Genomic DNA, 19,771 nt, shown 5'->3' on the forward strand with positions numbered 1-19,771 from the left:
GACGTTACCGGCCAGTCTGGCACCGCCGGCCGCCCCCACGGGCACCCGCCACCTGGGACGTGCCCCACACTGATCCATGATCCTCAGGACATTGGGCACGGATTTGCGCTCGTTGGCGTGCCAGATGTCCTGACGATCGAGCGGTCAAAGGTCGGGCTCACCCGGGTGGTCGGCCCGCGGGTCGAGGTTCAGCTCGGACAACCGCTTCTGCGCCTGCCGGCCGTACCAGCACAGCCCGGTCAACTCGCCCAGCGGAAGGCCGCACCCGCAACGCTTATCGTCGGCCGGCTCGTGTCGCGCGAGCATCATCCGCAGCGTGTCCGCCTGCACGGCCGGCGGAACGCCGTCCGGCGCCCGACCGGCTTGATCCTCGGGAACCTCGATCCCCGAGCCGCTTGTGGTGTCGACCCAGTAGCGACGAGGTCGCCCCGGGAAGTTGTGGTGCCCGCCGATGCGCCGGTCGTTAATCGGTCGCCACCTGCTATTCCAGCCGGCCCTAGGCTCGTCGTCCCTGGTCCCCATCTGCGCCATCTCCAGTCAGCCGTTTCAGATGTCTCAAGCGCTTACGAATTCACTTGATGTCCACCCTGGACTGAGGATCGCGCAAAGCGGAAGATGGAAGGGTGAAAGTAACTGGACAGGGCGCGTGTCATGGGCGCAGAGAAAGGTTGAGAATACGTGAGTAACAATGGAGTACCGAGGATCCTGAAGTTCCTTCGCGCTCAAGCCGGCATGACCCAGGAACAGTTGGCCGAACGGCTCAGCGTCTCCACGTCGCTGATCGCAAAGTTTGAGACCGGTCGGCTCATTCCTATGGCGGACACTGCGCGGATGATCGACGGGGTCGTCAACAGCGGCAACCTGGTCCAGGAGACCTCGGCCGAGGCAAGGAAGGGGGTGCCGCCGGAGTGGTTCCAGCCGTGGCCGGAGGTCGAGCGGGACGCCACCGCGATTCGGTGGCACGATCCGAGCATCATTCCCGGGCTACTTCAGACGGAGAGGTACGCGCGGTCGGTCCTGACCAGCGGTCTTCTTACGGCAGCCCAGTCAGAGGAGTTCACCGCGCACCGACTCGGCCGGCAGTCCACGGTCTTCGACCGCGACGACCCGCCCCTGTGCCAGTTCGTCATTGACGAGTGCGCGCTTCGCAGGGGTGACCGCGACATCCTGATCGAGCAACTGCAGTGGCTGATCGAGATCGGAACCCGTCCCCGCGTCTTCATTCACGTGATCCCGGCTTCCGCCGGGCTTCACGTCGGGCTCTCCGGACCGTTCATGCTCGCGACACTCCCGGACGGCCGGTCGGTCGGATTCGTTGATGACCAGTTGGAGGGAAGGCTGATCACGAGCACGGCAAAGGTTGTCGCGCTCGATCGAGCCTGGCAGGCTTTGAGCGCGGTCATCCTGCCGCGCGACCTCTCCAGAGACCTGATCAAGAAGATTGCGAGCGAGCTATGAGCACCGCCGATCCCCGCTGGCGCAAGTCCAGCCGCAGCAACGCCAACGGCTCTGCGTGCGTAGAGGTCGCCGGCAACCTGCCCGGCCGGGTGCTGGTGCGCGACAGCAAGGATCAGGCTGGACCGTCGTTGACCTTCAAGCCGGCAGCGTGGTCCGCGTTCCTCCGAGGCGTCCAGTAGCTCTGAGTATCCCCGTATTCATGATCATGGCGCAATCAGCCGTGGAAAGCGCCGTATTCCACGGCTCAGTGCGCCATGATCATGGGCGATGTCGGCGTGCCGCCGTTGCTGCGGTGCTCTCACTGGCGCGGGTGCTCGCGCGGGTGCGGCGCGGGGCGAGTGCGGGGGCGGTGCGGGTGCGGGGCAGGTTCGGGTGTGGGCGGGTGCGGGCGAGTGCGGGCGGGTGCGGGGCGATGCGGCGCGGGGCGGGCAAATCGGGGTGAGCGGGTGGGGCTGGTGCTCGTAGGCTGCCCAGATGTTGTTGCGGATGTCGACGTTGTTCCTGCGGACCCTGCGGGAGGATCCGGCCGACGCGGAGGTGCCGAGCCACCGGCTGCTGGTCCGGGCCGGCTACATCCGGCGGGCCGCACCGGGCGGCTACACCTGGCTGCCGCTCGGCCGGCTGGTGCTCGACCGGATCACCGAGGTGGTGCGGGCCGAGATGACGGCCATCGGCGGGCAGGAGGTGCACTTCCCGGCGCTGCTGCCGGCCGAGCCGTACCAGACCAGCGGACGGTGGGCCGCCTACGGCGACGACATTTTCACCCTCGCCGACCGGCGCGGCGCCGAACACCTGCTCGCCCCGACCCACGAGGAGATGGCCGCCCTGCTGGTGCGGGACACCTTCTCGTCGTACCGGGACTTCCCGGTGACGATCTTCCAGGTGCAGACGAAGTTCCGCGACGAGGCGCGGCCCCGGGCCGGGCTGCTGCGCGGTCGGGAGTTCCTGATGAAGGACGCCTACTCGTTCGACCTGGACGAGGCGGGACTGCGGAAGGCGTACGAGCGGCACCGGGAGGCATACCGGCGGATCTTCGACCGGCTCGGGCTGACGTACGCGATCGTGACCGCGACCTCGGGTGCGATGGGTGGTTCGGTCTCCGAGGAGTTCCTGGCCGACACCCCGGTCGGCGAGGACACCTATGCACACTGCGCCACCTGCGGTTATGCGGCGAACGTCGAGGCGGTAACCACCCCCGCCCCGGCCGTCGGCGACCCGGCGGCGCACCCGCCCGCGCAGGTGCACGACACTCCGGACACGCCCACCATCGCCTCGCTTGTCGCGCTCGCCAACACCCGGCGCCTTGGCGGCCGGGCCGACTGGACCGCGGCCGACACCCTCAAGAACGTGGTGGTGACCGTGCACCGGCCGGCCACCGACAGCGACTCCACGCCGAAACCCGAGCTGCTGGTGATCGGGGTGCCCGGCGACCGGGAGGTGGACCTGCGGCGGGTGGAGGCGGCCCTGCACCCGGCCACGGTGACCGTCCACGACTGGCCCGCCGACGCGGCGACGGAGCTGGTGCGGGGCTATATCGGTCCGCAGATCCTGGCCAAGCTCGGCATCCGGTACCTGGTCGATCCCCGGGTGGTGCCGTGCACCGCCTGGCTGACCGGGGCGAACGAGCCGGGCCGGCACGCGGTCGACGTGGTCTGCGGTCGCGACTTCGTGCCGGACGGCACCATCGAGGCGGCCGACGTGCGGGCCGGCGACGGCTGCCCGGCCTGCCGCAGCGGCGCCCTGGCGATGCGCCGGGGCATCGAGGTCGGGCACGTGTTCCAGCTCGGCCGCCGGTTCACCGACGCCTTCCGCATCGACGTCACCGGCCAGGACGGCAGGCTCGTCCGGCCGACCATGGGCTGTTACGGGATCGGGGTGTCCCGGCTGGTGGCGGCGGTCGCTGAGCAGCACCACGACGACCGCGGGCTGGCCTGGCCGGCGGCGGTCGCGCCGTGCGACGTACACGTGATCGTGGCCGGCAAGGACGCGCAGCGCGACGCGGCGCTTGACCTCGGCGGGCGGCTGGCCGAGCGCGGCCTGCGGGTGCTTGTCGACGACCGGCCGCAGGTCTCGGTCGGGGTGAAGTTCACCGACGCCGAGCTGATCGGCATCCCCCGCGCCGTCGTGGTCGGCCGCCGTCTCGCCGAGGGGTACGCCGAACTACGCGACCGGGTCACCGGGGAACGGGCCGACGTGCCCTTGGCCGACCTGGTCGACCGACTCGCCGACCCGGCCTGATCGATGCGCCTGGGTCGGACAACTCGATCGACCCGACGAGCCCGGCCCGACGACACCGGCCTAGTAAGCCTGGCCTCGACGACCGACCAGCGCGACCCGGCCCAGGGGCGGCGTGCCGTTCGTGGGCCGGGTCGGGCGGGGTCAGCTCTTGAGGACCGGCTTCTCGCCGGCGCGCAGCGTCTCGTAGAAGCGCTGGCACTCGTCGTAGGAGGGCAGCCGGCCGGCGGCCTTCACCTCGGCCAGCGACGGGGCCTTCGCGTCCCGGTCCGACAGGATCGGGGTGAGGTCGGTCGGCCAGGGCAGCGCCAACTCCTCGTCGAAGACGTTCACGATGTGCTCGCGGGTGGGGGCGTACCGGGCCGAGCAGATGTAGGTCATCACCGTGTCGTCCTCGAGCGAGACGAACGCGTGACCCAGCCCCTCGGAGAGGTAGATGGCCCGGTGCTCGGTGGTGTCCAGCCGCACGATCTCGTGCTGGCCGAAGGTCGGCGAGCCGACGCGCAGGTCGACCACCACGTCGAGCAGCGCGCCGCGCGGGCAGTAGACGTACTTCGCCTGGCCGACCGGCACGTCGGCCCAGTGCACCCCGCGGATGACACCCTGGTGGGAGACGCTGTGGTTGGTCTGCGCGACGGTCATTTCAAAGCCGAGCGCGTCGACGAACGCCTCGGCGTCGTACCAGACCAGGAAGTTTCCCCGATCGTCGGGAAACTGCTGGGGTACGAACTCCCACACTCCGGGGATCGACAGCTCGGTGGCTTTCACTGTTCACCTCTCGCATCGGGCAGTTACAGAGCCTACCGGCCGATCGCCGGTAGGCTCGTCCACGGAAGGTACGACCGGGTGTAGCGGGTTGGCGACTGGGTACCGCCTGTTCAACGAATGACTCTTTACCCCCCGGAGGACCCAATGACCACTTTCAAGGTCTCTGACGTGATGACGAAGCAGGTCATCTACCTGCCCGCGGAGACCACTCTGGACGAGGCGGCCCGGGTCATGCGGGAGGCCGACATCGGCGACATCGTGGTGACCGACGGTCCCGGCCTGCTGGGCATGGTGACCGACCGGGACATCGTGGTCCGGGCGGTGGCCGAGTGCCTGGACCCGTCGACCACCACGATCGGCTCCATCGCCACCCGGGACATCGTGATGCTCGAACAGCATTCGACCGCTGACGAGGCGGCGGCCCTGATGCGGGAACGGGCCATCCGTCGGATTCTGGTCTGCGACTCCGAGCGGCAGCTGGTCGGCATCGTCTCGCTCGGCGACCTGGCCATGCGGTTCGACCCGTCGTCCGCGCTCAGCGACATCAGCGAGGCCGCCCCGAGCCGGTGACTAGCCTGGACGGCATGCCACCCAAGCTCGCCGAGATCGTCGAGGAGTTCGCCTCCGCGCCCCGCGACGTCGTACTGGAAATGCTGCTGGAGTTCTCCGACGCGGTCCCGGCGCTCCCGGCCGAACTGGCCGGGCACGCCGGGATGGAGCAGGTGCCGGAGTGCCAGACGGCATTCTTCCTGCGCGTCGAGGTGGCCCCGGACCGGACCGTGACGACCTGGTTCGACTGCCCGCCCGAGTCGCCCACCACCAGGGCCTTCGCCGGCATCCTCGCCGAAGGGCTGGCCGGGGCGAGCGCCGAGGAGGTGCTCGCCGTACCAGATGATCTTTATCAGCGGATGGGGCTGGCCGGGGCGATCAGCCCGCTGCGGGTCCGGGGCGGCAACGCGATCCTGGCCCGGCTCAAGCGGCAGGTACGCGAGCAGGTGCGGGCCGGGGAACAGAGCGACTGACCGGCGGCGTTGTCCCCGGTCATGGAGATCGAGATCTACGCCGACGTGGTCTGCCCGTGGTGCTACCTCGGCAAACACCGGCTCACCGAGGCGCTGACGGGGTTCGACGGCGAGGTCGCCGTCCGCTTTCGCCCGTTCCAGCTCGACCCGCGGCCGGTCCCCGAGCCGCGGCCGCTCATCGACAGCCTGGCCGAGCGGTTCGGCGGCGCCGAGCGGGTCCGTCAGATGTTCGCGCAGACCGCCGCCACGGCCGCCCGGGACGGCCTCGACCTGCGGTTCGACCGGGCGGTGGCGGCGAACACCTTCGACGCCCATCGACTGGTCTGGCACGCTGCCCAACGCGAGATGGACGAGCCGGTGGTCGAGGCGCTCTACCGGGCGCACTTCACCGACGGCGTGAACGTCGGGTCGCGCCCGGAGCTGGCCAGGATCGCCGGCGAAGCCGGGCTGGACGACACCGAGGTCGCCGCGTTCCTGGACTCCGACGCCGGGGTCTCCGAGCTCCGCGCCGAGTTGGCCGCCGCCCGCGACCTCGGGGTGACGAGCGTGCCCACCTTCGTGCTGGCCGGCAAGTACGCGGTCACCGGCGCGCAGGAGGCCGAGACGCTGCGCGGCGTGCTGGCTGAGGTCCGCCGACGCGAGGCGGCCTGACCTCCGGCGATGTTTCACGTGCAACAACATCGATTTCTGTCAGCCTGCCGGCCGGGCCAGATCCTCGATCACCTGGGCGTTCGGCAACGCACCGAGCGCCGGACCGGGCAGAGCGATCTTGCTGCGCCGCAGCCCGGACCCGATGATCACGTGCGCCGCGGCCACCACCCGGGCGTCGACCAGGATCGGCCACTGCTCGGGTAGGCCGATCGGGGTGATGCCGCCGTACTCCATCCCGGTCAGCTCGACGGCGTCGGCCATCGGGGCGAAGCTGGCCTTCCGGACGTCCAGGTGGCGGCGGACCACCCCGTTCACGTCCGCCCGGGTGGTGGCGAGGATCACGCAGGCGGCGTAGCGGAGCACGCCGTCGCGCTTGCCGGCCACCACCACACAGTTCGCCGAAACCTCCAGGCCCACCTGGTACGCCGCGCAGAAGGCGGCGGTGTCGGCGAGGGTCTCGTCGATCGGCGCGACGAGCACGGCGTCGGCGTCGACCGGAGCCTCCGGCGACCAGCTCTCCAGTGCCGCCGCCACCGGCGACGCGAGCAGGTCGGGTCGGCTGCGGGCCGGCTCCGTCTTCAGGGTCCCCATCACGGGTGCGATCCTCGCACCCCGAGGGCCGTTCCGCCGAGCCGGTCCAGGTCAGCCGGTGATCGTCCCCTCCATCAGCATCGGATGGCGCGGGGCGTCGAGCTCCTCCTCGCGGGCCAACCGGGCGGCGTCCACCATGCCGTGCCGGACGGCGAGCCGCAGCACTCCATAGAGGAACGGGAATCCCAGAACGTACAAAATCATGGCAGAAGCGACTTCGAGCATGGCCTCAATGTAGGTGACCGCCGACTCCGAAAACGTCTCATCTTCAGGATTCGTGGCCACCGTGGCCCGGCAGCCCCGGCCCGGCTCCCAGTACGGCGGCGAACACCTCGGCCAGTTCGGCCGCGTCCTCGCCGGCGTGGTGGGTGTGTCGCAGCCCGGCCAGGCCGAGCTGCTGCTTGATCCGGCGGTTGTGGGTACGGGACCAGTCCGTACCGGTCAACCCCATCCAGTAACTGCGCAGGTCCACCCCGGAACCGGTGCTGCCGAACGGATTCCGGCCGACGAACCGGACGAAGTACCAGTGTACGAACATGCCGTCCCAGACGGCCGGCGCGGCGAGAAAGACCGGCCGCCCCACCCGGCACAGCCCGTCGACCCAGGCGGCGGCGGCCGCCATCGCCACCTCGGCGGCCGGCGCCTCCCGGCACAACCGGTCCCGGTCCAGCCCGGACACCGCCAGCGCCGCCGGATCGAACTGGTCGGAGATCGGCCGCAGCTCGGTGTAGAAGGTCAGGTCGGGCCGGCCGGCCACCGCCATCCCCAACGAGATCATGCTGTACGGGCCGGGAATCGGCCCGTCCGCCTCGACATCCACAGCGACGTACAGATCGGGTAGCTGCGCCACCCGGCCAGCCTATGGCCAGCCGCGTCCCCGGCGCCGGTGCGACCTAGCGGAGCAGGCTGACGACGGTGAGGCCGACGAAGAAGACGAGGACCACCTCGCTGATGATCCAGGAATGCGAGTTCGCCCAGTCCCGGATCTTCGGCAGCACCGCCTCCGCCCGCCGCCCGAGCAACAGCAGACAGAGCAGCGGCAACGCCAGCAACAGGACCGTGAACAGGACGAACGGCAGCACATGCCACCACGGCCGGTCATGCCGGGCCAGGCTCGCGCCCACCGTGATCATCGTCAGGTCGTCGCTGGGCATCGCGATGATCAGCAGCAGGCCGAGCCGGGCGGCGAGTCCCGGACCCGCCGTTTCCAGCCGCCCCATCCACGTCGGCGGGTCCGACCGGTGCCGGTGCAGGAAGGCATTGATCATCAACACGACCAGCAGCACCAGGACCACAACGTCGATCCAGCGGCCCACCGGACCCTGCTCCGCACCCGAATCGAAGCTCAACTTCAACCAGCGGACCAGCCAGTACGAGGCGGTCACGCCGACCAGGACCGCGGTCCCGGCCCCGGCCAGATAAGCCGCCGAGGTCCGCTTCGCGTCCCGGCCGGTGGCCAGGAAGACCGCTCCGATGAACTGCGAGCCGACGACCATCACGAACGCCAACGGCAGCACGGTTAGGAAGTTCACCCGGTCTCCTCGTGTCCGCCCCATTCTCCGGCCCGCGGTCGGACCGCGAGCCGGTTTCCTCGAACCGCCGGCCCACCTGGAGCCGCCAACGCGGCCGGGCCACCCGAGGTCCGGCAGCGCCCGCCGGGGACCGTGCATAACGCGCGGCTGGGCGGGAAGCCTGCGGCAGCCGACGCAGGGGAGGCGGGTATGGGAAATCCGATTCCCAGGCTGTCGCTGGGCGCGCTGCTGCCCGACCGACTGGTGCCGACCGGGCTGCTGCCCGACGGGGCGGTGCCGGACCTGATCGGCGGGCTGTCCCGGGGGGCGCAGGCGACGCTGGGTCGGGCCGCCCGGTCGGCCGGGCTGAGCCGCCGCGGCGTCTGGTCGACCGCGGGCCGACACCACATCGAGGTACGCGGCGTCGCCCAGGTCGGCGGCGAACGGCTGGCCCGACGGGTGGAGTCGGCGCTGGCCCGGCACCCCGGAGTGAACTGGGCCCGGGTGAACGCCCCGTCCGGCCGGGTGGTCGTGTCGGTCGGCGAACCGAAGCCGCCGCTGCGGGAGCTGATCTCGATCGTCGCCCGGGTGGAGCGCTCGGACGACTTCGAACCCGACAACGACCGGCCGCCCCCGCACCCACCGGAGGAAGGCCCCCGGACCGGCCGGGCGCTCTCCACCCTGGCCGCCGACGCGCTCGGCCTGACCCTCGCCGCGGCGACCCGGGTGCTGCCGTTCACCCCGGTGCCCGGCGAGGTGGCCGGCCTGCTCAACGTGATCGAGATGCACCCGAAGCTGCGCGCGCTGGCCGGTCAGGGGCTGCGCAGCCACCACCGGGCCGAGTCGGTGCTACCGCTGGTGGAGGCGGTGGCGGTCGGATTGACCGGCGGCTGGGCCGGCATCCTGCTCGACGGCGCGCAGCGGCTGCTGCAGTGGGGCGAGGCGCGGGCCCAGTGCGCGGCCTGGGAGCAGGCGGAACCCGCGCTGGCCGGAACCCCGGAACAGGCCGCCGCGCCGCCGGTGGTGGACGAACGGCCCCGGCCCAAGCCGGACGGCCCGGCCGAGCGCTACCTGACCAGGATTCTCTCCACCGGGACGCTGCTCGGCGGCGTGGTGCTGCCCGCCGCCGGCCGCAAACGGGCCGCGGCCCTCGCCCTCTCGACGCTGCCCAAGGCACCGATCGCGGGCCGGGAGGCGTACGCGGCCCAGCTCGGCCTGACGCTGGCCCGCCGAGGGGTCATCGCGATGGACCGCACCGTGCTGCGTGAGCTGGACCGGATCGACACCCTCGTGCTGGACGTGGCGGCGCTGCAGTCACCGCGCGGCGTGCTCGTCGACCTTGTCCCGCTGCCCGGCACCGACGCCGAGCAGGCGGCGATCCGCGCCTTCGGGCTCTTCGACCCGACCGAGCCGACCGCCGTCCGGCGCGCCGACGGCTGGTCACTCGGCCCACTCACCGCCGTCCACCCGGCCGGCCCGACGGTGCCCGAGCCGACCGACAGCCGACCCGACGCACCCGACCCGGCCGGCAACCGGTCGGGAGCATCCGGGCCGGCCGAGGTCGCGCCGGACGCGGGCGGACCGGACGCGGGCGGACCGGACGCGGGCGGACCGGACGCGGGCGGACCGGACGCGGGCGGACCGGACGACAAGGCCACTGCCGCGAGCGACGAGCCCATTGCCGCGACGGTGGACCGGTTGGGTGCCGACGGCGGCACCCTGCTCGGCCTGACCGACGGCGGCCGACTGGTCGCCCTGGTCCGTACCGAACCGGAACCGATGCCGGGCGTGGAGGCGCTGCCCGCCGCCGCCCGCCGGGCCGGTCTGCGCCTGGTGGTGGCCGGCGGCGACGAGCGCCGGCACGGCTACGCCGACCAGCTGGTGCCGGGCGGTTCCCGGCTGGTCGCCTCGGTGCGCGAACTGCAGGCCGACGGGTCGATGGTGATGCTGGTGTCGGCCAACCGGCGGGCGCTCGGTGCCGCCGACTGCGGGTTGGGCGTCTGCCGGCCGGGCGCGGTCACCCCGTGGGGAGCGCATCTGCTGGTCGGCACCGATCTGGCCGTACCCGCGCTTGTTGTCGAGGCCGCCGGGATCGCCCGGGAGCTGGTCCGCCGGCACATCCTGCTGGCGGGCGCCGGCACCGGCCTGGGCGCGCTCGCCGCCTTCACCTCGGCCCGCTCCCAGCTGCCGGGCCGGACGATGCTCGCGGTGAACGCCGCCGCCGGGGTGGCGCTGGCCCACGGCGTCTGGCGGGCCAGGCAGGTGCCCGACCGGGCGGCGCCCAGCTCGTCGGTACCGGTTCCGTGGCACCTGATGCCGGTCGACACCGTGCTGGCCCGGCTCGACACCGGCCCCGCCGGGCTGCCGGCCGGCGAAGCCCGGCGCCGGCGCCGCCCGACCGGCGCCGGCCAGGTCGACGGCGTGAGTCTGGTCCGCGCCCTCGTCGACGAGCTGTCCAATCCGCTCACCCCGGTCCTGGTCGCCGGTGCCGGTCTCTCCGCCGCGGTCGGCTCGGTGGTGGACGCCGCCCTGGTCGGCGGGGTGGTCGGCGTCTCCTCGGCGGTCGGCGCGGCGCACCGGGTCGCCACCGAACGGTCGCTGGCCGCGTTGCTGGCCCGGTCCGCGGTGACCGCCCGGGTCCGCCGGGCCGGCTCGACCGAGGTGCTGCCGGCGGACGAGCTCGTCGCCGGTGACGTGATCGAGGTCGAACCGGGCGACGCGGTCCCGGCCGACTGCCGGCTGATCGAGGCGGTCGGCCTGGAGACCGACGAGTCCTCGCTGACCGGGGAGTCGCTGCCGGTTGCCAAGACCGCCCAGCCGGTGGTCGCCGCCGAGGTCGCCGAGCGGCATTCCATGCTGTACGAGGGCACCACCGTGGCCGCCGGCCGGGGCTGCGCGGTGGTGGTCGCCACCGGCCCGGACACCGAGGTCGGCCGGGGCATGGCGCTGGCCCGGCAGGCCCCGCCGAGCAGCGGCGTCGAGGCCCGGCTGCTCAAGCTGACCCGGGCCTCGATTCCGCTGGCCGCCGGGTCGGCGGTCGCCGTGGCCGGGGCCGGACTGCTGCGCGGCGTACCGCTGGCGGAGTCGGCGGCCACCGCCGCGAACCTGGCGGTGGCGTCCGTGCCCGAGGGGTTGCCGTTCCTGGTCGGGGCCGCGCAGCTGGCCGCGGCCCGGCGGCTCGCCGAGCACGGCGCGTTGGTCCGCAACCCCCGCACGATCGAGGCGCTCGGGCGGGTGGATGTGCTCTGCTTCGACAAGACCGGCACCCTGACCGAGGGTCAGCTGCTGCTCGCCGGGGTCGGCGACGGCGGCCGGTACGCCCCGGTCGAGGAGCTGGACGACCGGCTGCGGCTGGTGCTCGCGGCGGCGCTGCGGGCCACCCCGGCCGGCGCTGACCCGCCCCGGGCCGCCCAGCAGACCGACCTGTCGGTGTCGGCTGGCGCCCGGGCCGCCGGGGTGGTGCCGGAGACCGGGGCGCCGGGCTGGCGGGAGACGGCGACGCTGCCGTTCGAGCCGTCCCGGGGCTACCACGCCACCACCGGCAGCTCCGACGGCACCCGACTGTTGAACGTCAAGGGCGCCCCGGAGACGATTCTGCCCCGCTGCACCCGGCGGCGGACCCCGGACGGGGACCTGCCGCTCGACGACGCCGGTCGGCGGGACCTGCAGGACCTGCTGGCCCGGCACGCCGGGTCCGGCCACCGGCTGCTGGCGGTGGCCGAACGGGCGCTGCCAGCGGCGACCGCCGATGGCGGCACCGCCGACGCCGAACCGGTCGACACCGACGTGGCCGAGTTGACCTTCGTGGGGTTCCTGACCCTCGCCGACGGCGTCCGGGCCAGCGCCGCGCCCGCGGTGCGGCGGATCCGGGAGGCCGGCGTGCACACCATCATGATCACGGGCGACCACCCCGGCACCGCGCGGGCCATCGCCTCGATCATCAGCCCGGACGGACCGGAGCCGCGGGTGATTACCGCGACCGAACTGGACCGCCTCGACGACGACGCGCTCGCCGACCGGCTGTCGCGCACCGACGTGGTGGCCCGGTGCACGCCGGCGCACAAGGTACTGATCATCCAGACCCTGCAGAAGTGCGGTCGTACCGTCGCGATGACCGGGGACGGGGCGAACGACGCCCCGGCGATCCGGCTCGCCGACGTCGGCATCGCACTCGGCAAACGGGGTACGCCGGCCGCCCGCGCGGCGGCGGATCTGGTGGTCACCGACGATCGGCTGGAGACCATCATCGCCACCCTGATCGAGGGTCGGGCGATGTGGTCCTCGGTCCGGCACGCGTTGAGCATCCTGGTCGGCGGCAATCTGGGCGAGATCGCGTTCAGCGTGCTGACCGCCGCCGCGACCGGCCGGTCCGCGTTGACCGGTCGGCAACTGCTGCTGGTCAACCTGCTCACCGACCTGGCTCCCGCGATGGCCATCGCGGTCCGGCCGCCCCGCCCGGAGAGCACCGATCACCTGCTGCACGAGGGGCCGGACGCCTCGCTCGGCGGAACCCTGGCCCGGGAGGTCGCGCTGCGGGCGGCGAGCACCACCCTCGGCGCGACGACCGGCTGGACGCTGGCCCGGTTCACCGGCCGCCGCCAGCGGGCCAGTACGGTCGCCCTCGCCGCCCTGGTCGGCACCCAGCTCGGGCAGACCCTCATCGACGGCGGGGCCAGCCCGACGGTGTTGGCCTCGACGGCCGGCTCACTGCTGGTTCTCACCGTCGTCATTCAGACACCCGGGGTGAGTCACTTCTTCGGTTGTACGCCGCTCGGCCCGGTCGGTTGGGCGATCGCGACCGGTTCCGCGCTCGGGGCCACCCTCACCAACCGGGTACTCGACCGGCTGCCGATCGACGGGCTGCTCCCCACCGAGCCGTCCTGACCCGCCGTCGGTCAACCCCGCTGGCGGGTGCGGCGCAGTTCGGCCCGCAGGTGGAGGGCGACCAGGGCGATCCAGGCCCACCCGACGGCGATGGTGGCCCGCTGGAAGAGGCCGGCCCGGTCCTCGACGGTCACTCCGAACAGGAGCGCCGGCACGGCCAGCGCGGTCACCACCGAGTAGACCGCCCACCGTCGTTCGCCGCGCCGGGACGCGAACCGGCGGGCCAGCACGAGACAGCCCAGCGGCAGCGCGCCGAAGACCACGACCGCGGCCAGGTCGTGCGCGGTCCCGTGCCAGGTGTCGGCCGTCGCACCCGGCGGGTAGCCGTTCACCGGATCGGAGACGAAGAGGCCGGAGGCGACCAACCCCAACCCGTACGCGCCGATCAGGATCGGCGCCCAGCGGCCGCCCCGACCGCCGCCGATCGCCCGCCGCACCCCGACGGCGAAGGCGCACATCATCAGTCCGGTCAGGACGAAGTTGCCGATCTGGACCCAGCCCCGGTCGCCGATGCTCAGCGCGCTCGCCAGGTGCCGGCTGGTTTGGTAGTCCGGCCGGAGCGCCCCCTCGACGAGCACGACCGCCAGGAACAGGGGCGCGGCGACGGCCCCGCAGGCCAGCAGGGCGGAAGTGCCGCGGCGCCGGGGCGGCACCGGGCGGGATGCTCGCGCGGCCATCGACGACCCCCTTCTCTCCCCACAATTGCAGCGGATGGTACGCCGATGGCATCAGTGGTTAAAGTAGACAATCCCGGCTACTAAAGTCGCTCCCCGCCCGGCGCCCCCGGCGACTTTCGGCCGGCATCCGGTTGGCGGAAACCCGACAGCCCGCGACCGCCCGACCGGCCAGTTCGGACCGCAATTCGATGGAGCGCACCAGCCGCCTCTGATAGGCAGTCAGCATGCGGTTTTTCCTGCTCGGGCCCCTTGAGGTCTGGCACGACGGGCGGATGTTGCCGCTCGGCGGACCGCAGCGCCGCGACCTGCTCGCCGTGCTCCTGCTCAACGCGAACCGGGTGGTCGCCACCGACCGGTTGATCGACCTGCTCTGGGGTGAGCAACCCCCGCCGACCGCCCGGAGCCTGCTCCAGGGTTGCGTCGCGCAACTACGCCGTACGCTGCACCACGGCGACTGGCGGCCGCTGGTCACCGCCGCACCCGGCTACCTGCTGCGGGTCGGCGCCGGCGAGCTTGATCTCGACCGGTTCGAGGAGCTGGCGGCGACGGCCAGCCGGGACACCGAGGCCGGCCGGCTGGTGGCGGCGGCCGCCGCCCGCTACCAGGCGCTGTCGCTGTGGCGGGGCGACCCGCTGGACGGGATCAACCTGGAGATCTGCCGGGTGGAGGCCGACCGCCTGACCGAGCGCCGACTCGCGGTGCTCGAGGAACGCATCGACGTCGACCTGCGGTTGGGTCGGCTGCTCGGCCTGGTCGCCGAGTTGCAGGGGCACGTCCGCGCGTACCCGTTCCGGGAGCGGCTCTGGGCGCAGCTCATGGTGGCCCTGCAGCTGGCCGACCGGCAGGCCGACGCGCTCGCCGCATACCAGGAGGTGCGCCGCCTCCTGGTGGACCAGCTCGGCGTCGACCCGGGCGGTCTGCTGCGCCGGCTGGAGCACGCGGTGCTGACCGGCACCGACGTGCTGGCCGAGTACGCCCGGCTGCGCGGATTCGGCGGTCCGACGCCCGATGCGATCGGGGTGGGCAGTCGCGAGGCGCCGGTCGAGTCGGCCGGGTTGCCCACGCCGGCGCAGCTTCCGGCGCCGGTGCCGGCGTTCGTCGGGCGGGTCGAGCAGCTCAACGCGCTGGACGACCTGCTGACCGGCGAGGGCATCTCGATGATCGTCGGTGGCGCCGGGGTGGGCAAGACGGCGCTCGCCGTGCACTGGGCGCACCGGGTCCGGGACAAGTTCCCCGACGGGCAGCTCTACCTGGACCTGCGCGGCTGGGCGCCCGGCTCGCCGGTGCAGCCGTTGGCCGCGCTGACCGGTTTCCTGCCGGCCCTCGGGGTGCCCACGGACCGGGTTCCGGTGGAGACCGAAGCGGCCACCGCGCTCTACCGCAGCCGGTTGGCCGGCCGGCGGATGCTGATCCTGCTGGACAACGTCCGCGACGCCGAGCAGGTCCGCCCGCTGCTGCCCGGCGATCCGCACTGCCGGGTGCTGATCACCAGCCGGGACCGGCTCAGCGGGCTGGTCGCGCGGGAGGGCGCCCGCCGGCTCACCCTGCCGGAGCTCACGCCGGGCGAGGCGGCCGCCCTGCTGGCCTCGATGATCGGACCCGCCCGGATCGCGGCCGAACCGGCGGCGGCCGGCGACCTGGCGGGCGCCTGCGCGCACCTGCCGCTCGCGCTGCGGATCGCCGCGGCCAACATCACCGACCGACCACACCGGCGGATCGCCGACCACGTCGCCGACCTGACCGGCGGCGCGGGGCTCACCGGGTTGGCGATCAGCGGAGACGACCGGGTGGCCGTCCGGCCCGCCTTCGAACTGACGTACCGGACCCTGCCCGACCGGGCCCGGCGGATGTTCCGGCTGCTCGGGCTCGCCGCCGGGCCGGACATCCTGCTGGACGCGGCGGCCGCGCTCGCCGGCGTGTCGCGCGCCGAGGCGGCCGACACGGTCGACCGGCTCGCCGCCGCGCACCTGGTCCACCAGCCGACCCCGGACCGGATCGCCGCCCACGACCTGATCTGCCGGTACGCCGGCGAACTCGCCGACGGCGAGGAGAGCGGAGCCGACCGGACGGCGGCGACCGACCGGCTCTACCGGTGGTACGCCGCCACCGTGGACGCGGCCGCCGCCCACCTCTACCCGGAACTCCTGCGCGCCACCGATCCCGGGACCGCCGCCGCTGACGGGCTGTCCTTCCCGGACAGTGCCGCGGCGCTGGACTGGCTCGACGCCGCCCGACCCAACCTGGTCGCGGCGATCGTCCACGCCGCCGCACACGGGCCGTACCGGGTGGCCTGGCAGTTGGCCGACGCGCTGCGCGGCTACTTCTGGCTGCGGATGCACGCCCTGGACTGGCTGACCGTCGCCGAGGCCGGCCGGGTCGCCGCCGAGGCCGACAAAGATCTGCGCGGTCAGGCGGCGGCCCAGCTCAGCCTCGGCGACGCGCACGGCCGGCAGAGCCGCTACCAGCTCGCCATCGAGCACTACCGGGAGGCGTTGCGGTTCGACCGGCTGGCCGGCTGGACCGACGGCGAGTCAGCCTCGCTCGGCAACCTCGGCAACGTGCACTGGTGGTCCGGGCAGCTTGCCGAGGCGGCCGAGCGCTACCAGGAGGCGCTGCTGCTGGCTCAACGCACCGGCCGGCTCGCTGGCCAGTCGGCGAACCTGTCCAACCTCGGGGCGGTCTACTGGCAGCTCGGCCAGCTCGCCCGGGCGGCCGACCACCACACCCGGTCGCTGGCGATCGCCCGGCAACTGGGTTCACCGTTCGGGCAGGCGGTCGACCTGTGCAACCTGGGCGCACTGCACCTGGAGCTCGGCCACCCGCAGGAGGCGCTGCGGCACCTGGCGGCGGGGCTGGCACTGCATCAGCAGATCGGCGACCGCAGCGGGATGGCGGAGGCACTGCGCACCATCGCCGAGGTGCACCGGGACACCGGTGACCACGAGCAGGCCCTCTCGTACGCCCGACGGGCCGACGCGCTGGCCGAGGAGACCGGCAATCCGCGCTACCGGGCGGACACCCGCAACACGCTGGGCCGGATCCACCTGCGGCTCGGTGCGCCGGCCACCGCGATCGAATGCCACGCCACGGCGCTCGCCCTCTCCCGGGGCAGCGACAGCCGGCACCCGGAGCTGGCCGCCCTGATCGGGCTGGCCGACGGCTGGCGGGAAAGCGGCCGGCCGGACCGGGCGGTCAGGTTCGCGACCGAGGCCGTCGGGCTCGCCGAACTGACCGGCTACCAGGTGCTCGCCGGGCACGCGTACCTCGCCCTGGCGGCGGCGGAGATCGCCGCCGACCGGCCGGACCGGGCCGTCGAATCGGCCCGCCGGGCGCTGGCGGTGCACGGTCGGACCGGTCACCGCCTCGGACGGGCGCGCGGACACCTGGTGCTCGGTCGGGCGGTGGCCCTGCTGGCCGCCGGACCCGACCCGACGGGGGAGCCAGCCGGCAAGCGCGGCGGCGGTGCGGCCGGCGGGGCGGCGGTCGAGCACTGGCGGCGGGCGCTGGCCATCTTCGCCGAGTTCGAGGCGGCCGAGACCGCCGAGGTCCGGCGGCTGCTGGCCGGCGGGACCGGACCGGCCAGCGGTAGCGGCGGCCGGTCCCGCCGGGTCAGTAGGCTGCCAGCGTGAACTCGGCGGTGCGGACCACGCCGCCGTGTTGGAACTCGAAGAAGAGCTGGTAGCTGCCGGCCGACGGCACCTGGACCACGAACGCGACCACCGAGCTGGCGGCGCTGGCCGGCGCCGGGTGCACGTGCAGGTAGCCGAGGTCGCCGTGCCGCAGCGCGACCAGATGCCCGTAGGAGCCGAGGTAGCGCTCCAGATCCGGCACCGGTACGCCGTCGCGGCCCAGCCACACCAGGATCTGACTGGCCTGACCGGGTCGCAGCCCGCCGTCCAGGGTCACCGTGTAGCCGTCGACGAGGACGGTCGCCTCGTCTGCTGGTGGGGCGGCCCGCGGCGCGTACTCGCCGGGCACCAGCAGGTCCGTCCCGAGCGTGACCGGCAGCTCGGCGCCGGCCGGGACGAAGTCCGCGAAGACCCGGTACGCCCCCGCCGCCGCGACCGTCACCGGCACCCGCCACGTCCCGTCCGGGGTCATCGCCGGATGCAGGTGCCGGTAGCCGCCGAGGTCCCGGCCGACCAGCACCAGGTGCAGGTCGCGTTCGTGGTTCTGGCGGAACTCGGTGACGCTGGCGCCGGTCGGGCCGGCGATCCGGAACGCCAGCTCGCCGGCCTCGCCGGCCACCGACGGGGCGGCCAGCAGCTCCAGGGTGTAGCCACCCTGGCTGATCTGCAGGCCGCCCACCTGGTGACCGGCGTGGCCGGGTTGGACCGCCGCCGGCCGGGCGGTGGCCGGGGGTGCGGCGGACCGGCCGGCCACGAAGCCGGCCGCCGCCGTCAGCCCGAGGATCACCGTGATGGCCACCGCCCTCGGCAGGCCCCGTCGATCGATGCGCGAGATGACCGGCTCCCGTCAGGCGGCCGGCAGTCGGGCGGGAATGACGACCGGTTCCGCCTCCGCCGCCACCGTGGGCAGGTTGGGTCGCAGGACGAAGAGCCCCTGCTCGATCCCGCTGACCACCACGTTGCCGCTGGGGAAGTACGGGTAGACACTCCACGCGCCGTTCATCGACGCGGTGTTGCTCGACGGGTAGATGTCGAAGTAGCCGGCCTCGGTGAGCGTGCCGGACCCGACGTTGCGCAGGTCCAGGATGCGCAGGCCGGCCCGGTAGTTGGCCTGGTAGCTGTAGCTGCCCTTGACGTACTGGTTGTGGTCGGTGGCGGCCGCCGACGAGGTGTAGGTGCCGATGTGCCGGGGCGCGTCCAGGTCGTACAGGTCGAAGACGAAGGTCTTCGTGCCGCCGCCGGCCCGCGACTCGTCCAGCTCGTCGTCGAGCAGGAAGTAGCGCTGGTTCTCGGTGAGCCAGCCCTGGTGGGTGTACTGGCGGCCGGAGTACGACGCCTTGACCAGCTGCCGCGGGCTGGACTTGCTCGTCACGTCCACGATGGTGACGGTGTCCTCGTTGGAGCTGACGCAGATCTCCCGGCCGGTGTAGGCGCTGTCCGGTCCCCGGTAGACGACGCACTGGGTGTCGTGGGTGTAGCCGTCTCCGCTGACGCAGCCGGCGTACGCGGGTGCCTTCGGGGTGGCGATGTTCACCATGTGCAGGCCGCCGCTGCAGGTGTTGGAGCCGACCGCGTACGCGAAGCCGGTCTGTTCGTTGATGGCGATGTTGTGCGAGTTGCCGAACCGGTTGTAGTGGGTGTCGGCGGTCCAGGTCCGGGGCGTGGTCACCCCGCGCAGCCGGGTCAGGTCGAAGACCTGCATGCCGTGCCCGCTGACGTCGGCGACGATGAAGGCGTGGTCCCGGTAGACCTTGATGTCCCGCCAGATCGCCGTCCGGTTCTGGTACGCCGGTAGGTTCCCCAGGTAGACCGGCGCGGTCGGGTTGGTGACGTCCACGAAGGACGTGCCGTTGCGGCGGCCGACCAGGGCGTACTCCTTGCGGTTGGTCGGATCGGTCCAGCCCCAGATGTCGTTGCCCTGGCTGCCGCCGATCTGGCTCAGCGGCATGAACGCCAGCAGGTCGACGTTGCGGCACGGGTAACCGCTGGCCTGCCCGCCGCTGCAGGAGACCGCCGCCAGCGGGGCCAGGCTCTGGGTGGGCTCGCGTTGCGCCATGAAGGCCACCGCCGATTCCCGCCCGGCGGGGGTGTCCGGGTCGTGCGCGACGGAGGGCGCCGTCGGTGCGGCCAGTGTCCCGGCCAACACCACCAGCGCGACGCCGATCGTTGTTCGTCTCCCACGCATGCGGGCCTCCTGTCGTCGTACGGCGGCGGGCGGCGGTGGCCACCGGCCCCGAATGACATTGATCCGTTTAAGTGAGCGTGCGGTGTCCGAAAAGGCCAGTCAAGGGACGGTGGTGATACCGAAACCGTCATATCGGCCCCGGACACGAGTGTCCCGGCCC

At 73.0% G+C, this 19,771-nt stretch carries 17 protein-coding genes; 8 read left to right on the forward strand and 9 right to left on the reverse strand.

Annotated elements, in window-relative coordinates:
* Window positions 1–144: 144 nt before the first annotated feature.
* Window positions 145–522, reverse strand: coding sequence for a hypothetical protein (locus O7627_RS36050; RefSeq protein ID WP_278097912.1), 378 nt, complete (start codon window positions 520–522; stop codon window positions 145–147).
* Window positions 523–678: 156 nt separating this feature from the next.
* Here O7627_RS36050 and O7627_RS36055 point away from each other — a divergent pair, with 156 nt between their 5' ends.
* The 3 genes from O7627_RS36055 (at window position 679) to O7627_RS36065 (ending at window position 3,696) form a co-directional block, all read left to right on the forward strand.
* Window positions 679–1,458 carry a helix-turn-helix transcriptional regulator gene (locus tag O7627_RS36055; protein WP_278097913.1) on the forward strand — a complete coding sequence of 260 codons (780 nt, stop codon included), beginning with the start codon at window positions 679–681 and terminating at the stop codon, window positions 1,456–1,458.
* Complete coding sequence (locus O7627_RS36060) at window positions 1,455–1,637, forward strand: DUF397 domain-containing protein (protein ID WP_278097914.1); 183 nt, start codon at window positions 1,455–1,457, stop codon at window positions 1,635–1,637. The genes O7627_RS36055 and O7627_RS36060 overlap by 4 nt, the downstream gene beginning before the upstream one ends.
* 295 nt (window positions 1,638–1,932) lie before the next feature.
* Window positions 1,933–3,696, forward strand: coding sequence for a proline--tRNA ligase (locus O7627_RS36065; protein ID WP_278097915.1), 1,764 nt, complete (start codon window positions 1,933–1,935; stop codon window positions 3,694–3,696).
* Window positions 3,697–3,837: 141 nt separating this feature from the next.
* On the opposite strand, the gene rfbC is transcribed toward O7627_RS36065, so the two are convergent.
* Window positions 3,838–4,461, reverse strand: a complete 624-nt coding sequence (rfbC, locus tag O7627_RS36070) for a dTDP-4-dehydrorhamnose 3,5-epimerase (protein WP_278097916.1) — start codon at window positions 4,459–4,461, stop codon at window positions 3,838–3,840.
* Between the two features lie 144 nt (window positions 4,462–4,605).
* Here rfbC and O7627_RS36075 point away from each other — a divergent pair, with 144 nt between their 5' ends.
* The 3 genes from O7627_RS36075 to O7627_RS36085 are packed head-to-tail and all read left to right on the forward strand — an operon-like array spanning window position 4,606 to window position 6,134.
* Window positions 4,606–5,031 (forward strand): CBS domain-containing protein, encoded by a 426-nt coding sequence (locus O7627_RS36075; protein WP_278097917.1) that lies wholly within the window; start codon window positions 4,606–4,608, stop codon window positions 5,029–5,031.
* A gap of 5 nt (window positions 5,032–5,036) precedes the next feature.
* The gene (locus O7627_RS36080) at window positions 5,037–5,483 is read left to right on the forward strand and encodes a SufE family protein (RefSeq protein ID WP_278098552.1); all 447 of its coding nucleotides are present in this window, start codon (window positions 5,037–5,039) and stop codon (window positions 5,481–5,483) included.
* A 21-nt stretch (window positions 5,484–5,504) separates the two neighbouring features.
* Entirely contained in the window at window positions 5,505–6,134 is a 630-nt protein-coding gene (locus tag O7627_RS36085) for a DsbA family oxidoreductase (RefSeq protein ID WP_278097918.1), read from the forward strand.
* A gap of 39 nt (window positions 6,135–6,173) precedes the next feature.
* Here O7627_RS36085 and O7627_RS36090 read toward each other — a convergent pair whose 3' ends face one another.
* The 4 genes from O7627_RS36090 to O7627_RS36105 are packed head-to-tail and all read right to left on the reverse strand — an operon-like array spanning window position 6,174 to window position 8,257.
* Entirely contained in the window at window positions 6,174–6,725 is a 552-nt protein-coding gene (locus O7627_RS36090; RefSeq protein WP_278097919.1) for a YbaK/EbsC family protein, read from the reverse strand.
* A gap of 51 nt (window positions 6,726–6,776) precedes the next feature.
* Entirely contained in the window at window positions 6,777–6,950 is a 174-nt protein-coding gene (locus O7627_RS36095) for a hypothetical protein (protein WP_278097920.1), read from the reverse strand.
* A 43-nt stretch (window positions 6,951–6,993) separates the two neighbouring features.
* Window positions 6,994–7,575 carry an exonuclease gene (locus O7627_RS36100; protein ID WP_278097921.1) on the reverse strand — a complete coding sequence of 194 codons (582 nt, stop codon included), beginning with the start codon at window positions 7,573–7,575 and terminating at the stop codon, window positions 6,994–6,996.
* 43 nt (window positions 7,576–7,618) lie between these two features.
* The gene (locus tag O7627_RS36105) at window positions 7,619–8,257 is read right to left on the reverse strand and encodes a GAP family protein (protein ID WP_278097922.1); all 639 of its coding nucleotides are present in this window, start codon (window positions 8,255–8,257) and stop codon (window positions 7,619–7,621) included.
* Between the two features lie 189 nt (window positions 8,258–8,446).
* Here O7627_RS36105 and O7627_RS36110 point away from each other — a divergent pair, with 189 nt between their 5' ends.
* Entirely contained in the window at window positions 8,447–13,120 is a 4,674-nt protein-coding gene (locus tag O7627_RS36110) for an HAD-IC family P-type ATPase (RefSeq protein WP_278097923.1), read from the forward strand.
* A gap of 11 nt (window positions 13,121–13,131) precedes the next feature.
* Here O7627_RS36110 and O7627_RS36115 read toward each other — a convergent pair whose 3' ends face one another.
* Window positions 13,132–13,797, reverse strand: coding sequence for a DUF998 domain-containing protein (locus tag O7627_RS36115; RefSeq protein ID WP_278097924.1), 666 nt, complete (start codon window positions 13,795–13,797; stop codon window positions 13,132–13,134).
* A 224-nt stretch (window positions 13,798–14,021) separates the two neighbouring features.
* Here O7627_RS36115 and O7627_RS36120 point away from each other — a divergent pair, with 224 nt between their 5' ends.
* Window positions 14,022–17,426, forward strand: a complete 3,405-nt coding sequence (locus O7627_RS36120) for a BTAD domain-containing putative transcriptional regulator (protein WP_278097925.1) — start codon at window positions 14,022–14,024, stop codon at window positions 17,424–17,426.
* On the opposite strand, the gene O7627_RS36125 is transcribed toward O7627_RS36120, so the two are convergent.
* Together O7627_RS36125 and O7627_RS36130 are read right to left on the reverse strand one after the other, a co-directional pair.
* Window positions 17,407–18,225, reverse strand: coding sequence for a hypothetical protein (locus tag O7627_RS36125; RefSeq protein WP_278097926.1), 819 nt, complete (start codon window positions 18,223–18,225; stop codon window positions 17,407–17,409). The two genes, O7627_RS36120 and O7627_RS36125, sit on opposite strands and share 20 nt — an antisense overlap.
* A gap of 48 nt (window positions 18,226–18,273) precedes the next feature.
* Window positions 18,274–19,611, reverse strand: coding sequence for a choice-of-anchor B family protein (locus O7627_RS36130; protein WP_278097927.1), 1,338 nt, complete (start codon window positions 19,609–19,611; stop codon window positions 18,274–18,276).
* Window positions 19,612–19,771 lie beyond the last annotated feature (160 nt).

This window comes from Solwaraspora sp. WMMD1047 (assembly GCF_029626155.1).
Classification (GTDB): domain Bacteria; phylum Actinomycetota; class Actinomycetes; order Mycobacteriales; family Micromonosporaceae; genus WMMD1047.

Excerpts from the sequence above, each read along its gene's own strand:
- O7627_RS36050 (WP_278097912.1), bottom strand. The coding sequence starts at position 522 with ATGGGGACCAGGGACGACGAGCCTAGGGCCGGCTGGAATAGCAGGTGG.
- O7627_RS36060 (WP_278097914.1), top strand. The coding sequence starts at position 1,455 with ATGAGCACCGCCGATCCCCGCTGGCGCAAGTCCAGCCGCAGCAACGCC.
- O7627_RS36065 (WP_278097915.1), top strand. The coding sequence starts at position 1,933 with ATGTTGTTGCGGATGTCGACGTTGTTCCTGCGGACCCTGCGGGAGGAT.
- O7627_RS36075 (WP_278097917.1), top strand. The coding sequence starts at position 4,606 with ATGACCACTTTCAAGGTCTCTGACGTGATGACGAAGCAGGTCATCTAC.
- O7627_RS36085 (WP_278097918.1), top strand. The coding sequence starts at position 5,505 with ATGGAGATCGAGATCTACGCCGACGTGGTCTGCCCGTGGTGCTACCTC.
- O7627_RS36090 (WP_278097919.1), bottom strand. The coding sequence starts at position 6,725 with ATGGGGACCCTGAAGACGGAGCCGGCCCGCAGCCGACCCGACCTGCTC.
- O7627_RS36095 (WP_278097920.1), bottom strand. The coding sequence starts at position 6,950 with ATGCTCGAAGTCGCTTCTGCCATGATTTTGTACGTTCTGGGATTCCCG.
- O7627_RS36110 (WP_278097923.1), top strand. The coding sequence starts at position 8,447 with ATGGGAAATCCGATTCCCAGGCTGTCGCTGGGCGCGCTGCTGCCCGAC.
- O7627_RS36115 (WP_278097924.1), bottom strand. The coding sequence starts at position 13,797 with ATGGCCGCGCGAGCATCCCGCCCGGTGCCGCCCCGGCGCCGCGGCACT.
- O7627_RS36120 (WP_278097925.1), top strand. The coding sequence starts at position 14,022 with ATGCGGTTTTTCCTGCTCGGGCCCCTTGAGGTCTGGCACGACGGGCGG.
- O7627_RS36130 (WP_278097927.1), bottom strand. The coding sequence starts at position 19,611 with ATGCGTGGGAGACGAACAACGATCGGCGTCGCGCTGGTGGTGTTGGCC.